The 16100-nt window shown below is 48.6% G+C and carries 13 protein-coding genes and 1 other RNA gene; all 14 read right to left on the minus strand.

Going from position 1 to position 16100, the window contains the following annotated elements:
- Positions 1–275 precede the first annotated feature (275 nt).
- Positions 276–640, minus strand: a transfer-messenger RNA (tmRNA) gene (ssrA, locus tag QP860_RS00435).
- A 154-nt stretch (positions 641–794) separates the two neighbouring features.
- Positions 795–1487 (minus strand): histidine phosphatase family protein, encoded by a 693-nt coding sequence (locus QP860_RS00440; RefSeq protein WP_070619692.1) that lies wholly within the window; start codon positions 1485–1487, stop codon positions 795–797.
- A gap of 19 nt (positions 1488–1506) precedes the next feature.
- Positions 1507–3498 (minus strand): fructose-bisphosphatase class III, encoded by a 1992-nt coding sequence (locus QP860_RS00445; protein WP_070619795.1) that lies wholly within the window; start codon positions 3496–3498, stop codon positions 1507–1509.
- A 283-nt stretch (positions 3499–3781) separates the two neighbouring features.
- On the minus strand, positions 3782–4246 hold the full coding sequence (gene smpB / locus QP860_RS00450; RefSeq protein WP_070619695.1) for an SsrA-binding protein SmpB: 465 nt from the start codon (positions 4244–4246) through the stop codon (positions 3782–3784).
- A gap of 12 nt (positions 4247–4258) precedes the next feature.
- Positions 4259–6634: a ribonuclease R gene (rnr, locus tag QP860_RS00455; RefSeq protein ID WP_284912018.1), complete on the minus strand. Its 2376-nt coding sequence runs from the start codon at positions 6632–6634 to the stop codon at positions 4259–4261.
- A complete protein-coding gene (locus QP860_RS00460; RefSeq protein ID WP_143236740.1) occupies positions 6631–7395 on the minus strand; it encodes an alpha/beta hydrolase in 765 nt (254 codons plus the stop codon). Before QP860_RS00460 ends, rnr begins: the two co-directional genes overlap by 4 nt.
- Positions 7396–7627: 232 nt before the next feature.
- The gene (gene secG, locus QP860_RS00465) at positions 7628–7855 is read right to left on the minus strand and encodes a preprotein translocase subunit SecG (RefSeq protein WP_067976391.1); all 228 of its coding nucleotides are present in this window, start codon (positions 7853–7855) and stop codon (positions 7628–7630) included.
- A 109-nt stretch (positions 7856–7964) separates the two neighbouring features.
- Positions 7965–9167 carry an aspartate aminotransferase family protein gene (locus QP860_RS00470; RefSeq protein WP_070619700.1) on the minus strand — a complete coding sequence of 401 codons (1203 nt, stop codon included), beginning with the start codon at positions 9165–9167 and terminating at the stop codon, positions 7965–7967.
- A 13-nt stretch (positions 9168–9180) separates the two neighbouring features.
- A complete protein-coding gene (gene argJ, locus QP860_RS00475) occupies positions 9181–10368 on the minus strand; it encodes a bifunctional glutamate N-acetyltransferase/amino-acid acetyltransferase ArgJ (RefSeq protein WP_070619703.1) in 1188 nt (395 codons plus the stop codon).
- Between the two features lie 10 nt (positions 10369–10378).
- Positions 10379–11254, minus strand: a complete 876-nt coding sequence (gene argB / locus QP860_RS00480; protein WP_070619707.1) for an acetylglutamate kinase — start codon at positions 11252–11254, stop codon at positions 10379–10381.
- Positions 11255–11266: 12 nt separating this feature from the next.
- Positions 11267–12304 carry an N-acetyl-gamma-glutamyl-phosphate reductase gene (argC, locus tag QP860_RS00485; protein ID WP_284912019.1) on the minus strand — a complete coding sequence of 346 codons (1038 nt, stop codon included), beginning with the start codon at positions 12302–12304 and terminating at the stop codon, positions 11267–11269.
- A complete protein-coding gene (gene argF, locus QP860_RS00490; RefSeq protein ID WP_070619713.1) occupies positions 12297–13310 on the minus strand; it encodes an ornithine carbamoyltransferase in 1014 nt (337 codons plus the stop codon). Before argF ends, argC begins: the two co-directional genes overlap by 8 nt.
- A 698-nt stretch (positions 13311–14008) precedes the next feature.
- Entirely contained in the window at positions 14009–15307 is a 1299-nt protein-coding gene (gene eno, locus QP860_RS00495) for a phosphopyruvate hydratase (RefSeq protein ID WP_070619716.1), read from the minus strand.
- 29 nt (positions 15308–15336) lie between these two features.
- On the minus strand, positions 15337–16098 hold the full coding sequence (locus tag QP860_RS00500) for a triose-phosphate isomerase (RefSeq protein WP_070619719.1): 762 nt from the start codon (positions 16096–16098) through the stop codon (positions 15337–15339).
- Positions 16099–16100 lie beyond the last annotated feature (2 nt).

Genomic DNA, 16100 nt, shown 5'->3' on the forward strand with positions numbered 1-16100 from the left:
TTCTTTGGAAACAAATAATAGCTACTAGTCTTATTTTAACATCATTTTAATATTTTTGCTAATATTTGCATTTTTGACTGCTTGAGGGCTTGTTTAGCAACACAAAAAAGGCCTCCACTTATTGGAGACCTGTCGGGTATTTGCGGGGGCTTTATCCCTCAAGCAATCCCTCAAGCTTTTTACTAGAGGGGTATGCTTTCAAACATTTCGTACTTTTTTCAAGAAAGCCTTCATATCAACGTTTGAGAGCTATTTTTAAAGCATTCAAACCCCTTCAATGGAGATGAGGGGAGTCGAACCCCTGTCCAGACATTCCGATTATATGACGTTTACACTCATAGTCATAAGATTCAATTTAGCGCCCCAGGGGTCTTATGACGAACCGATCTGGTTAGCGAACCTGGTCAGTCTCTTCTCTAACTTCCAGGTGGAAAGTTAGAGCGTATCCCACTTCAATAGGACCCGGAACTAATACATGGGCGATACTAGGCGGATCTTAGCATGCTGCTAGGCAGCGAATGCTAAAGTTTGATTTTCTTGTTTGTCAGTTATATTTAAACTGTTTGACGTTTTTACGAAGGCGTCGCTTCGGAATGTAGTCATACATCGGGGCATGCCTGTCGAATTCCGGAACATCCCCGAATATGATGCAAAGATAATTATAACAAATACTAAGGCTCAGTGCAAGTCTCATACCCTGTCGAGCCCAAAGCAGGCCCTCCTTTTGTAAGAGAGCCTGCTTTTATTTTTTGAAGTTTTTACTTAGACCAGTCACCAGGGCAGATCGCAGCAACTTAATCTTCAGTGAGGTCTGCAAAATGTTTGGTCTGGTTGTAAGCTTCCAGATGGTAGAAACCATCCTGGTAGCGGAGGATGCTGACACTGGCATTGTCTAACATCTGGTCGATCTCAAAATCGGGAATGAGTTCATGGATCATATTGCGGATGGTAATGCCGTGAGAAACAATGAGGATATTTTGGTCGGTCTCCCGGTGCTTGGTAATGACATCGATCAAGCCCAATTCCACCCGCAGCCAGAAGGTCATAAAGTCCTCGGCATCATGGCTAGGGTCCAATTCATGGAAGGCGTCCATTTCAACTTTAACTGCATCGGGAGAAGTCAAACCTTCATAGCCCCGGCTCAAGTCTTGGTGGACATGCCGACTCACGCCGTCCCAGATCTCCTTAGCATCCAGGCCTTCGAAGCTGCCAAAGAACTGTTCGCGGAATTCGGGGCGCTTTTGAATTTCTAGGCCCTGGCCCTGCTTATTCTGATCCAAGACTAATTCAGCTGTCTTAACCGTCCGCTGCAGGTCACTGGTATAAACAGCGGAAAATTCAATCTCCGCTAGGCCCCGGCCACTGCGCATGGCGTCCCGGATCCCCTGATCCGTTAAGGGGGCATCACACCAACCCTGCATGCGGTTGTACTTGTTCAAATAAGTTTGGCCGTGGCGCATAAAGTAAATGCTGACACCTTTGGACATCGCTTCAATCTCTCCCTTATTAATTGTTAACTTCCTTCTCTGCTATCTTACCAGAACGGAAGGCGCAAAGTAAATCTTTAAGGTCTTGGACATTGGTTTTTAATGCTTGGCCGACATCCGTCTGCCCCACTGTCTTACGTTCCAACTCCTTATCGACCACGCGCCGGGTGGAAATAATATCTGTTCCGTTCATGACCACGTCTTCGACTCCCTTGAAAGCTTGGTGGCAGACCAATTGCATACCAAAGGAGTTAAAGAGCAGGGTGTAACCCGCAAGTCCCGTTGTGGATTGGTAGGCCTTGGAGAAGCCCCCATCAATGACCAGGAGCTTTCCATTAGCCTTGATAGGATCTTCACCCTTGATTTCCTTGACGGGGGTATGCCCATTGATCACATGGCCACATTCCACGGGCAGGTTGAATTCTTCGAGGATGGTATCCACACACGCTTCCTCTTCACGCCAGCTGTAGTAGGTATTTTTATATTCTTCATGGGTGTCCTTGTCCTTGACATAGTAGCGTTCAAAAGTGCGCATCTGCTTCTTGCCAAAGAGCGAAGAGGCTTCGCCCTGCCAGAGATACCAACAATAGTCCAGGTAGGGATTCTTGCTTTCATCAGCCTGGCGGAAGCTATACATCAGGCGCAACTGCTTATCGAACTTATCCATAAGTGTGCGTCCCCCATAAGACTTGCCATCGATTTCCAGCTCCTTAAAGGAATGGTCTTCATTAAAAGGAATGCAACCGTGGAAGAGCAAGTTATCGTTGTAGCACTTGTAGATCCCCCCCTTGCGATATAGGAAGGCAATATGCTTATGGAGACGGTCGCAATTGAGAAAGGCTTCCTGGAGCCGGTCCATAATCATCTCTTCATCTTCCGTCAGCCGGTAGGGGTCTTCGGGATCGACAGTGGGGAAATGGGTATTAAGCAAGCGGTGCCAGTTCCCGTCGACGAAGACCTGCCCCTTGTCAAAATCAATCTTATCTAAGAGCAAGCGGTTGTCACAGTTAAATTCAGGATGACGCTTAATAATGGCTGCTTCCAACTTGAACTGGATAATGGCCATGGCTTGTTGCATCTTGGCAATCTGGACGATTTCAGCTGGGAAGTGGTCAATATCTGGGTCTAATTTAGGCATAAAAATCCCTAAGTCGTCATCCGAATAGGTTGCGTCCACAAAGGAAACCAATTGGCGAAGCGAAATCCCGTAAGCGTCCTCAATAATATTCAAGTTATCATAGCGGGCGCAGATGCGGATGACATTGGCAATCAGGACCCGGGACCCACTGGCGGCCCCCATCCAGATCACATCGTGGTTCCCCCACTGGATGTCTAAAGATTTTTTCTCCATCAAGAGGTCAATAATCTTGTCTGGGCTGTCGCCCCGGTCGTAGATGTCCCCAAGAATATGGAGATGGTCCACGACTAATTCACGGATTAACTCCGACAAACGTACCACTAAGAGGTCAGCCTCATTCAATTCAATGATATTCTCTACAATATTATGGTAATAGTATTCCTTATTGGTCACAACGGAATCCTTAAAAATCAGCTCTTCCATAATATAGGCCATATCCTTGGCCATAGCCTTGCGCACCTTAGACCGGGTGTACTTAGACACCACAAACTGGGCTAATTTGACCAAACGGGAAATAATCGTATAGTAGAAATCAACCACTTCCCGCTCGCTAGTGAATTGAGGGAGGAGGTGGGCCAACATCTCTTCAGGATAATAAATAATCGTCGCCAATTCATTACGCTGTTCCTGGCTGAGCAAGGAACCAAAAACTTCAGAAATCTTTTCTTTAATATTCCCTGAGCCGTTACGTAAGACATGGTTGAAGGCATTGAATTCCCCATGGAGGTCGCTCATGAAATGTTCCGTGCCCTTGGGTAGCTCCATAATGGCTTCCAAGTTGATGATTTCAGTTGTTGCAGCAGCCTGGTTAGGAAATTTTTGGGCCAGTAATTGCAAGTAACGGTCATGTGTATAGGAGGCTTTTGTATCCATACGCTTAATCCCTTCAAACATATTTGTAAGAAAACACTTACATCTTCTATTCATTATAGCATGCTTTTTGTTTTCTGCTAGAAAATATTCTTTAGCGAATTGTATTAGCCAGCATCCGCTCCACTTTTTGAATCGGTATAAAGTTTTTTATTGGTCGTCAAGCTAATATTAAGGATTAGAGGACATAAAATCGCCTTTCCAAAAAGAAAAGCCGGGCTCGGCCCAGCTTGAAAATATATTTCGAAATGGTAGTCCGGCAGATATGCCCTTTCTGGATAAAAGTCTAGCGCACCTTGAGGGCCCGTTGGATGTCACGCTTCATATCGCGTTCCTTGAGGCTCTGGCGTTTGTCGTAGCGTTTCTTCCCTTTGGCTGTGCCGATAAGGACCTTAGCAAAGCCCCGCTTGATATACATTTTGAGGGCGACTAAGGTGTAGCCGTCTCTTTCCGTCGCCTTTTCTAACTTGGCGATTTCCCGCTTCTTCAAGAGCAGTTTGCGCCGGCGCATGGGGTCGGGGTTGTAACGGTTGCCCTGCTCATAGGGGCTGATATGGCATTGGTAGAGCCAGACCTCCCCTCGTTCGATCCGGGCAAAGGCATCCTTTAGGTTAACCTTGGACTGGCGGACGGACTTAATCTCCGTCCCCGTCAGGACAATGCCGCATTCAATAGTATCTTCAATGGTGAAATCGTGGTTGGCCTTGCGATTTCGGGCCACCACATGACTGTTATCTTTTGCTTTAGCCATTTGATAGCTCCTTTACTTGTGACGTTTACGAATCTTAAAGTCTCCCTGGCCTTTGTGCTTATGCTGGGAAGACTTTTTGCCTTTCTTGCCTTTTCCATGTTTCTTCTTAGGATGGCCCTTCTTATCCTTCCTAGGGGACTTGAAGTCTTTAGGCTTGGCCTTGTGGTGCTTACCCTTACCTTTCTTCTTAGGCTTAGACTGACCAGCTTGCTGGTCTTTATCTTGCTTGGACTCAGCCTCTTCTTCCAGCAAGCGGAAGTCCAATTGCCGGGAGTCCACGTCCGCATTGATCAGTTTCACTTCAATCGGATCGCCAATCTTGAAGGTCCGTCCCGTCCGTTCACCGATCAGGACCAAGTGACTTTCAATAAAGTTATAGTAGTCATCTTTCAGACTAGAAACATGGATCATGCCCTCAATGGTATTCTCCAATTGGACAAAGAGGCCAAAGTTTGTAACCGAACTGATAATGGCTGGGAAGGTCTCGCCCACCTTGTCCAACATAAATTCGGTCTTCTTCAGGCTATCCACTTCCCGCTCAGCATCGACACTGCGCCGTTCCCGCTTGGAAGATTGCTCGGCAATATCACCCAAATTTTTCTGGGGCGACGTATTGCTTTCATGGTTAGCATACTGGCGGATAAGCCGGTGGACAATCAAGTCTGGATAGCGGCGGATAGGCGAGGTGAAGTGGGTATAGTCTTCCGCTGCTAGGCCAAAGTGACCCAGGGCTTCGGTATCATAGTGGGCCTGCTGCATAGACCGGAGCATCATCATCTTAACGACGGGCTCATAGGATTCGCCCTCGATCTTCTTGAGGATCTGCTGCAATTCCTTGGGCTTGATGTCTGAAGAAGTCCCCTTGACCTTAACCCCCATGGCTGTCACGAATTGGAGGAAGTTCTGCATCCGGTCCATATCGGGATGTTCATGGACCCGGTAGATAAAGTCTTTCTTAGCAAGGGTGTAGTGTCTAGCAACCGTCTCATTGGCGGCCAGCATGAAGGATTCAATCATCCGCTCACCCAAACCACGCTCACGGAGCTGGATATCCACTGGGAAGCCTGTCTCGTCCACAATGATCTTGGCTTCCGATGTGTCAAAATCAATGGCGCCCCGGTGCTTACGCTTGGCCTCTAAGATATGGTGAAGGTCTGCCATCCCTTCTAACATGGGCACAATATCTTGATATTGCCCACGCAAGTCTTGGTCCTGACCAGAGAGGATGGCATTGACATCGGAATAGGTCATGCGGTGGTCGGATTGAATGACACTCGGTCCAATCTGATAGTCCGTCACTTGACCCGTCTTGGACAGGGTCATCAAGCAGGACATGGCCAGGCGGTCCACCCCTTCTTGGAGGGAACAGATCCCATTCGACAAGCGTTGGGGCAGCATGGGAACCACCCGGTCAGTCAGATAGACAGAGGTCCCCCGGTCGAAGGCTTCCTGGTCGATCGCAGAGTTTTCCTTAACATAGTAGGAAACGTCCGCAATATGAACCCCCAGCTCATAGCCACCATCCGCTAAAGTCTTCAGGGAAATGGCATCGTCCAGATCCTTGGCATCGGCCCCATCGATGGTGATGGTGAGCTGGTCCCTCAAGTCCATCCGTCCCTTTAGATCTTCGGAACTGATGGTTTCGGAGACAGCCTCAGCTTGCGCCATGACCTCTTCTGGGAATTCATGGGGAATGTTAAACATAGCAAGAACCGCCAGAATATCGGTTCCCGGTGCATCCTTATGCCCCACCGTTTCCTTAACTAGAACCCGGCAGGTCATCGCCAGTTTGGCTGTTGGATAAGCGACAATTTCTGCCCGGACAATCTCCCCTTCAACAGGCTTGAGGCCTTGGTCCGTCACCAGACAGGTCATTTGCCCTAAAGAATGGTTGAGCGGCTTGATATAACCGATAGCTTGGTATTTCTTCTGGTCGTCATCGGAGAAGGGATAGAATTCCCCAACGACTTGTTGGTTGGACCGCTCCAAGACCTGGTTAATCTTACCCTCGGCCGACTTATCTTCCCATTCCTTGGCTTCCTGGGTGATCTCAACTTGGACCGTATCCCCGTTCATCCCCCCATTGAGGTCCTTGGCAGGGATAAAAATATCGCGTTCCATATTCTCCACACTCACAAAGCCGAAGCCCTTCTTGTTCACTGAGAGCCGGCCAGTCAGCTGGTCATAGTCCTGGCTGAGACCTAAAGTCCCGTCTTCAAGAATCACAATCTCGTGCTGGCGCTCCAATTCCGCTACCAGGTTGACAAAGTCTGTAAAGTCCTTTGCCGCATCATAGCCTAAAAGCTTGCTGTAAGCCGAAGCAGTCTGCCCCTGGTCACTAGCCTTTATGGCTTGTAAAAGTTCGTCTTTTACTTGTTCTTTATTCATGACTTATCTTTCCAATCTAGTCCTTCTAAGAAATCAAGGACATCGTCTTCTAAATGTTTATGGTTACTGCCAACAGTGAGGACATGCCCCGCATCTGGATAAGAAACGAAGTCAACCGTCTTACCCAGGTCTTCCATATAGGTTTTGAGCTGGCTTCCAGCCGTCCCGTCGATTAATTCATCCTGTTCGCCCTGGGCGATAAAGAAAGGCTTGTTCAAAGTCCCAAGGTCCTGGCAAATCTGAGCGTTCATCTGATCGATATCTGCTAGGCGCTGGTCTAACTTAGGCCGGAGTGCTTGGAGCCCAGCACCAATCTCTTCTTGGCTATATCCAAGCTGCTTCCATAACTTCTTCGCATAGGTCATGAAGGCTTGGGGTACTTGACTTTTGCTGATCGAATCGAGCATCAAGGGGGAGCTAAAGACGCCGCCGCCCAAAAGTTCATAGTCATCCAACAGCAAGCGGCTGGCAATACTGCTTCCTAGGGACAGGCCGAAGACAGCAATCTCTTCGTAGCCGTCTGCACGCAGTTGAGCCAATGCTTGCCGGCCATCTTCAACCCATTGACTGGCCGGTGTTTCAACGAGCGGCAATACCTCAGTGGTCGCATGCCCCGTAAAGTTAGGCCCCATCACCGTATAATTCTCCCGGTTGAGTCGGCGACCGAGCATCCGTTGGTCATTAGCCGTCCCAGTATAAGCGTGCAGTAAGAGAACCGCACGGGGACCAGCTTTAAAATAGAATGGTCCAGGTAATTTCACAATACCCCTCCTCAAGATCTTTCACTTACTTTCATTTTACCGAAGACTGCCTAGGGAAAACAACCCATAGCCTTCAGGAAAAAAGAATGCTTCTATATTTTTAATTTAATTGCAATTATCGATGAATGTTTGTAAAGCATCGAGACGAGGTCTTATCTAAATTCTAATATGGAACACACGCGAGGATTCCAATGCAAAAGAAAAACCAGGCTGAACCTGGCTCTTGTCAATCTTATGATGAAATTTTAGCAATTAATAATGCAATTACCATAAAAACAAAACCAAGTACAACGGTAAAACGGTTCATGGCCGCTTCAAAACCGCGGGCCTTTTTACGTTTACCGACAGAGGCATCAGAACTCGTTAGATTGCTCGGATTATTCTTTGATGGTTGCACAATAACGACTAATATTAATAGAATCGCAATGACAATCATTGCTGTTAGTAAAATATCGTACAATACATCCCCTCATCTCATAAATAAAATTATACAATCTATATTCTACCATAACTTGGTCTAGCAAACAATGCTTTCTAGTCAGATCTAGCGGCCTAGTCAGACAAAAAAATTAAGCAGGCTGGAGCTCCCCTAAGACTTGAGCAAAAATGGCCAAAGCCCGGTCGCAGTCTACCTGAGAAACATTCAAGGAGGGCAGGAAGCGGACCACATTGCCTTTAGCACTCACTAAGAGGAGTCCCGCTCCATAGCAGGCCTGGCAAAGATCTGTGACTGGCAAGCCGAGCTCAACGCCTAGCAGGAGTCCCTGGCCCCGGACATCAACAATCCCACCGACTTCTTGACGAATACTATTTAGGCCTTCCTGTAATTGCTTAGACCGTTCCTGGACATTAGCCAAAAGTTGGTCCTGGTCCAAAACATCGAGGACGGTGTTGGCTAAGGCGCAGGCTAAAGGATTCCCCCCAAAGGTGCTCCCATGGTCGCCTGGTTGGACACTGGCTTGGATCTTTTCTCCCGCCAGCAAGGCGCCAATCGGAAAACCGCCCGCTAGTCCCTTGGCCAAGGTCAGCATATCCGCCTGCAAGCCATAGCCTTGACTGGCTAAGAAATGACCGGTCCGTCCGACCCCTGTCTGTACTTCATCAATAATGAGCAGAAGGTCAGCTTCCGCTTGGAGGTCCTTTAGGGTCTGGGCATAAGCTTGAGTCATCGGATGGACCCCACCCTCCCCTTGGATCACTTCTACAATGATGGCACAGGTCTCCTTGGTCACCGCTTGCTTGAGGGCCTGGCAATCATTATAGGGAACATAGGAGAAACCTTCGAGCATGGGTGCAAAAGGCGCCTGCAAGCTCGCCTGACCGGTTGCTGCAAGCGAGCCCATGGTCCGGCCGTGGAAGGATTGCTGGCAGCTAATGATCTGGATAGCAGCTTCGCCCTTATGCTGACGGCCCCACTTGCGAGCTAACTTGATCGCCGCTTCATTAGCTTCGGTCCCCGAATTACAGAAGAAGGCCTGGCCCAAGCCCGTCTTTTCCGCGAGCTTTTCTGCAAGTTCGATGGCGGGCGTGTTCCAGTAATAATTCGAGAAGTGCATGCCGAGTTGACCTTGGTCAGCCATGGTCTGAACGAGAGCGGGATGGCCGTGACCTAGGGCGTTAACCGCAATGCCGGACATAAAGTCTAGATAGGCCTTACCGTCCGCATCAAAGAGATAGGACCCTTCCCCTTTCACCATAACCCGGTCCCCCCGGTTAAATAAATTCAATAAGATATCTTGACCGCGTTGGCTCCATTCGGCTTGACTCGTCATCCAACCATCCTTTCTAGCTGCGGTATTCCGCATTAATCTTAATGTAATCATGAGAGAAATCACAGGTCCAAACCCTGGCCTGAGCCTGGCCTAAACCAAGACTTAAGTGAATCTGGATCTCTTCTTCATGGAGGATCTGCCCAGCTAGGTCTTCATCCATACCTTGCGCCTGGCCAGCTTGGTAGGGAGTGATCGTGCCCCCTGCTGATTCAAAGGAAATAGTCAGGCGGTCCGGATCAATGGGCAGGCCTTCTGCATAGCCAGCTGCGGCTAAGACCCGGCCCCAATTAGCATCCTCGCCGTAGATGGCTGTCTTAACCAAGTTGGACGTGGCTACCGATTTGGCTACAGACACGGCTTGGTCCTCGGCTTGGGCACCTTCAACGGCTACCGTGACAAACTTGGTCGCCCCTTCCCCATCGCGTACAATCATCTGGGCCAAGTCGCGCATAACCACTTCTAAGTCTTGGGCGAATTGGTCGACGTCAGTCGGACCTGCCTGACCAGTAGCGGCTAAGAAAGCCGAATCATTGGTCGATGTGTCCCCGTCCACCGTAATCCGGTTGAAAGTCGTCTGGGTCACCTGGTGGAGGACCTTGCCGAGCTGGGCCTGGCTAAGATCAGCATCCGTTGCGATAAAGGCCAGCATGGTTCCCATATTGGGGTGGATCATCCCCGAGCCCTTAGCCACCCCTGCAATCCGATAATGATCGAACTGGTAGGCCACTTGCTTGGTACAGGTATCCGTCGTTAGAATAGCCTGGGCAAAATCATCGGAAGAAGCCGCCCCGAGTTGACCACATAGACTGTCGCAAGCAGAGACCAAGGGACTCACATCAAAGGCTTCCCCAATTACCCCTGTTGAAGCCATCAGAAACTCATCTTCTCCAATCTTTAAGCTCTCACACAAGCAGGTCTGGCAAGCTTTTAAGGCTTCCCAGCCAGCCGAACCATTGCAGGCATTGGCATTGCCGCTATTGACCGCGATTAGCTTGAAGCGATTCGATCCTTCCAATTGGTCCTGGCAAAAATGAACCGGATGGGCTTGGACAGGATTTTGAGTGAAGACGCCCGCTACTTCCGCCCCATCAGGGAAGTAAATCAGCCCCATATCTTTCTTCTTATATTTAAAACCGAGATGGGCCCCACAAGTTTCCAAGCCGGGAATACTGGCGAGTCCCTGGTCTAATACATCTCTCATAGCGCTCCTCCTATTCAATCATGGTGCCAATACCAGCATCAAAAAACAATTCTTCTAATAAGGCATGGGGTTCTCTCCCAGAGATCAGGTGGACTCGGTCGACCCCAGCATGGATAGCTGCAAGGGCAGCCTCAATCTTAGGCAACATACCTCCAGTGAGAATGCCTTCCTCCTTAAGCTGAAGGAACTCGTCAACGCTCAGAGTCGAAATTAAGCTCTCGGGATCTTCGGGGTCGCGGTAAACGCCCTTGACATCCGTTAAGAGCACCAGCTTAACAGCTCCTAGGGCTTGGGCTAGCTGGCTGGCCACTGTGTCTGCATTGATGTTGTAGACCTGGCCGTCCTTGCCCACCCCAACAGAGGAAATGACCGGCACATAGTCTGCTTGGATAACTTCTGAGACCAGGTCGGCATTAATCCCTTGCACCTGGCCGACATAGCCCAGGTCAAGAGCTTCCCCCTCATCATTAGTTAGGGCAAGGGGACCGGCTTGAATCAGCTTGGCATCCTTGCCCGATAAACCGAGAGCACGCCCGCCCATCTGGTTAATCCGTTTGACCACGTCGCCATTCACTTGGCCATCGAGGACCATTTCCACCACTTCCAAAGTCTCCTTGTCCGTTATCCGGATCCCCTGTTCAAAACGTGACTGGATCCCCATTCGCTCCAGAATCTTGCCAATGAAAGGCCCACCCCCGTGGACCACTACCGGCAGGATCCCCACCGCCTGCATGAGGACGATATCCTGGGCAAAGGCTAGCTTGGCCTCTTCATCGACCATGGCATGGCCACCAAATTTAATGAGAACAATTTTTTGGTGGAATTGGTGAACATAAGGCAGGGCCTCAAGTAAGACCAGCACTCTTGCATCACATTCTTTTGTCATAACTCTCCTCCTTTAGGGCCAAACCGTCAGCTGGTCCAAGCCCAAGTTGGCAGGCCAATTGAATAGTAGGTTCATATTCTGAACCGCCTGGCCACTGGCGCCCTTCATCAAATTATCGATCACTGAGAAAATAATTAAGTGACCCGTGTCCGCATCAGCCGCCAGACCAATCTGACAGCGGTTGGTCCCCCGCACTTGCTTGACTTGAGGCAAGCTCCCTAAAGGCAAGACTTGGACATAATCTGAGCCCTGGTAGGCGGCTTGGTAGTGCTGGTGGATGGCTGTCAAATCCTCAGTACCTGTCAATTTAGTATAAATAGTGGATTGGATGCCCCGGGCAATGGGGAGCAAGTGGGGCACAAATTGAACTTTGACTGCTTCTTTAGCGAAACGACCCAGTTCGGCTTCCATTTCCGGAACATGGCGGTGGGTCAAGGGCTTATAAGCCTTAAAGTTTTCCGTCATTTCCGCGTAGAGATTATCTAGGGATTCATTCCGTCCCGCCCCAGAAATGCCCGAGGCGGAAGAGATCATAATTTCTTGAGGGTCAACCAAGCCGGCTTTTAGTGCGGGATAGAGCCCCAGCAAGACAGAAGTCACAAAGCAGCCTGGATTAGCAACGAGTTGGGCTTTTTGAATCGCCTCAGGATAAATATCTGCTAAGCCATAAACAGCCTGGTCTAAGAAGTTGCCTCCTGGTGCTGTTTGCCCATAGTAGGCTTCATAAGTCGCCGGGTCTTTCAAACGAAAGTCAGCGCCCAGGTCGATAATCCGGGTCTTTTCAAGGTCAACTTCTCCCACAATAGCCTTGGCATGACCATGAGGCAGGCAGATAAAGGCGAGGTCAGAAGCTTGGAGCTTGGCCAGATCTAAGTTTTCAAAGGCTAAGCCCCCCAGCTCCACTAATTGGGGAAAGGCCTGGCCGATGACCTGCCCAGCATAGCTTCTAGACGTCACATGGAAGAGGTCAACTTGGGGGTGCTTGGCTAAGAGGCGTAAGAGCTCAAGACCCGTATAACCATTGCCTCCGATTACCGCAACCTTAATCATGGTAACCCCCTCCCTTCTCTAAGTTAGGCACAAAGAGGTGGCCGTTGGTAGCCGCCATGATGGATTTAATCGAATGCATCCGGTTCTCAGCCTGTTGGAACTGGTAGGCGGCTGGACTCTTGAAGACCTCATCCGTAACCTCTAATTCGGATACACCCTTGTCCTTAGCGAAATCGGTCTGATCATCGTGGAAGGCAGGTAAGCAGTGGAGGAAGATGCAGGTGGGCTCTGTCAGGTCCATCAAGTCTTGGTTGACCTGGTAGGCTTGAAGGTCAGCCAAGCGTTGGTCAGCCTCCGCTTCATCCCCCATTGAGATCCAAACATCAGTATAGATAACATGGGCCCCTTGGACAGCTTGCTTGATATCAGCCGTCACGTCAATCTTAGCCCCTGATACTTTGGCCCGGTCTTGGACTTCAGCTAAGATGGCAGGCTCCGGCTGGTACCCTTCTGGCGCAGCCACGGTTACATCCACCCCAAGAATAGCGCCAGCCATCAAGAGACTATTGGCCATATTATTGGCCCCATCACCACAGTAAACTAACTTAATCCCTTGGAGCGTGCCAAAGACTTCCTTGATGGTCATATAATCGGCGATCATCTGGGTAGGATGGGAGACATCGCTCAAACCATTCCAAACCGGTGCCGGTGACGCCTCAGCCAAAGCTTCCACAATTTCCTGGCTAAAGCCCCGGTACTCAATCCCATCAAAAATCCGCCCGAGAACTTGTCCCGTATCAGCAACCGATTCTTTCTTGCCGAGCTGGATATCCTTAGCTCCCAAGAATTCAACCGTCGCTCCCAAATCAGCCCCTGCTACCGTAAAAGCAGCCCGGGTCCGCGTTGAGCTTTTCTCAAACAAGAGACAAATATTCTGCCCCTCCATGTACTTATGGGGAATACCTGCTTGCTTCAGCCCCTTCAAGTGAATTGCAAAATCAATTAAATAGTTTAACTCTTCTTTTGTAAAATCTTTAATCTTTAAAAAATCTTTTCCTTGTAACATCTTGTGTCCTCCTTAAGCTTCACGCTTGCTTTCAAATAAAAAAACACCACCCCTGTCCTAGGACAGTAGAGGCGGTGTGACCACGGTACCACTCTACTGGTAGCTTTAAGTAAAACTACCCAGAAGCCCAGCCAAGCCAGTCGCTCCTTATGAAAAAAGCCCCCTATCGTCCCAGACGATAAGAGGCAGAAAAATTCCACGGTACCACTCTAATTCTTAGCTTGTCAGCTTCACTTAGTTAATGTTAACGCAATTTCTGCGGGTCCGATTACTCGCTTCACCGGCCATCTCAACAAGACGTTTCACAGTTAGCTTCTCGCAACCCTTCCACCACCAGCCGCTCGCTTAAGAGAATCCTATCTGTTACTTTTTGTTTCTAAGATTTTGATTAGTATTATTTAATCATCTTTTCATTTTATAGTCAAGGGCTTTTTTATATTTTTTTCAAAAAGAGCTATGTCAGAATGCGAATATTTAAGTCCTTATCCTTTAGAGACTAAGCTCACAAAAGAAGCCCAGCCCTTTATCTTTTATCATTTAACGATCAAATTCAATAGCGCAAGGGATGCTCAACAGCATAATGTATTTAAAAAAACAAAAAGCCAGGCCCCAATGAGCCTGGCGCTATCCCGCTAGCCAAAAGGCCAACAAGGATAGTGGATGAACAATTATTAATTGAGTGACGGGCATTTCAGACCTTATTTTTTAAGGTTGTAGAAGGCTTTAAGCCCTTGGTATTCAGCTAATTCGCCCAATTCATCTTCGATACGGAGTAATTGGTTGTATTTAGCAATACGGTCAGTACGTGATAATGAACCGGTCTTAATTTGGCCAGCGTTGAAGGCAACTGCGATGTCAGCGATTGAAGCATCTTCAGTTTCGCCTGAACGGTGGGAAACTACGTTAGTGTAGCCTGCACGTTTAGCCATTTCCATAGCGTTGAAGGTTTCGGTTAAGGTACCGATTTGGTTAACCTTAATCAAGATAGAGTTAGAGATTTCTTCTTCAATCCCACGGCTTAAGCGTTCAGTATTGGTTACGAAGAGGTCATCCCCTACTAATTGAACCTTGTCACCTAAACGTTCAGTTAAGAGTTTCCAACCTTCCCAGTCATCTTCATCCATCCCGTCTTCGATGGTAATGATTGGGTATTTGTTAACTAATTCTTCTAAGTATTCGACTTGTTCAGCAGCGCTACGAACAGCCGCACCTTCACCTTCGAAGGTTGTATAGTCATACTTGCCATCTTGGTAGAATTCAGAAGATGCACAGTCAAAACCGATGAAGACATCTTTGCCTGGTTCTAAGTGAACAGATTTGATGGCTTCGATGATTGTTTCTACAGCGTCTTCAGTACCCTTGAAGTGAGGCGCGAAACCACCTTCGTCACCAACAGAAGTTTCTAAGCCACGGCCTTTAAGAATATCTTTAAGAGCGTGGAAAACTTCAGTCCCCCAACGTAAAGCTTCCTTGAATGTAGGAGCCCCAGCAGGGATGATCATGAATTCTTGGAAAGCGATTGGAGCGTCAGAGTGAGAACCACCGTTAACGATGTTCATCATTGGGGTTGGCAGAACTTTAGCGTTGAATCCACCTAAGTAGTTGTAAAGAGGAACACCTAATTCATCAGCAGCCGCACGTGCAGCAGCTAAAGAAACAGCTAAGATAGCGTTAGCACCTAATTTAGCTTTGTTTGGTGTACCGTCTAATTGGATCATAGTGTTGTCAATCCCAATTTGGTCTTGTACATCTAAACCAAGGATGGCTTCCGCAATTGTAGTGTTTACATTTTCAACAGCTTTGGTAACGCCTTTACCGAGGTAACGGTCTTTGTCACCATCGCGAAGTTCAACAGCTTCGTATTCCCCAGTTGAAGCACCAGATGGTACCATACCGCGGCCAAAGCCACCTAATTCAGTGTAAAGTTCAACTTCGATGGTTGGGTTACCACGTGAATCTAAGATTTCGCGTGCGTAAACATCAGTAATTAATGACATGCTTTAATTGCTCCTTTTTTAAATTAAATTCATTTTACCATAAGATAATGGGCTTGCAAATTTTTAATGACAGCTAGCCAATCGTCATCTGATAGGGTCCGGTCATTGGAACACACTCCATCAAAGACGCCTTGAGCTAAAAGGTCCAAGTTCAGCCCCTCTAAAGCCTTAATGCTGTAGATAAGCTCAAGGGACTGGGCAATGGCCTCACCCGCAATCTCAAAGATCGTATCACGGATTAATTGGGCCACCCTTTCCAGGGCTTGAGCCGAGAGCTCGTCCCCTTCTGCCCCTTCGAAGAGAATTAAGACTTGACCTTGTTCTTCAGCCGTCAAATTTGAATAAATCTGCCAAATCTGCTGGGCCAACCAGACGCTCTGCATGTTCCATTCCCGACTAATCTGGGGAAGGCTTAGGCAGAGCACGGGACGAATACCGACGTCTAGGCAATTCTTAATCTTCCTAGACAAGTCGGAATCATCCTCCATGAAGGCTTGGCGGCGACTAGCGCTACCAATTAAGCAATGCGTAACGCCTGCTTGGTGAAGCTGGTAGGCTGTAGTTTCGCCTAATTCGGCATAGTCACTTTGAACCGAGCAGTTTTGGCTACCAAGCGCGCATGCCTGAAACGCGCTGGGGCAAAATTGGCTGATAACTATAGCAGGAAGGAAGTGGATATGCTGGACGCTTTCCGACTGGCCAAGGACCCGGTCGACTCCAGCGATAGCTTGGTCAAGCTGGCGGGCGGAAGTTGCGGCTTGGCAAATCCTTCCTAATATAAGCTCAGGCAAGG

Source organism: Aerococcus sp. UMB1112A, from assembly GCF_030230715.1.
Lineage (GTDB): Bacteria > Bacillota > Bacilli > Lactobacillales > Aerococcaceae > Aerococcus.

Excerpts from the sequence above, each read along its gene's own strand:
- QP860_RS00440 (WP_070619692.1), bottom strand. The coding sequence starts at position 1,487 with ATGTCCAAAGGTGTCAGCATTTACTTTATGCGCCACGGCCAAACTTAT.
- QP860_RS00445 (WP_070619795.1), bottom strand. The coding sequence starts at position 3,498 with ATGGATACAAAAGCCTCCTATACACATGACCGTTACTTGCAATTACTG.
- smpB (WP_070619695.1), bottom strand. The coding sequence starts at position 4,246 with ATGGCTAAAGCAAAAGATAACAGTCATGTGGTGGCCCGAAATCGCAAG.
- rnr (WP_284912018.1), bottom strand. The coding sequence starts at position 6,634 with ATGAATAAAGAACAAGTAAAAGACGAACTTTTACAAGCCATAAAGGCT.
- QP860_RS00470 (WP_070619700.1), bottom strand. The coding sequence starts at position 9,167 with ATGACGAGTCAAGCCGAATGGAGCCAACGCGGTCAAGATATCTTATTG.
- argJ (WP_070619703.1), bottom strand. The coding sequence starts at position 10,368 with ATGAGAGATGTATTAGACCAGGGACTCGCCAGTATTCCCGGCTTGGAA.
- argB (WP_070619707.1), bottom strand. The coding sequence starts at position 11,254 with ATGACAAAAGAATGTGATGCAAGAGTGCTGGTCTTACTTGAGGCCCTG.
- argC (WP_284912019.1), bottom strand. The coding sequence starts at position 12,304 with ATGATTAAGGTTGCGGTAATCGGAGGCAATGGTTATACGGGTCTTGAG.
- argF (WP_070619713.1), bottom strand. The coding sequence starts at position 13,310 with ATGTTACAAGGAAAAGATTTTTTAAAGATTAAAGATTTTACAAAAGAA.
- eno (WP_070619716.1), bottom strand. The coding sequence starts at position 15,307 with ATGTCATTAATTACTGATGTTTACGCACGCGAAATCTTAGATTCACGT.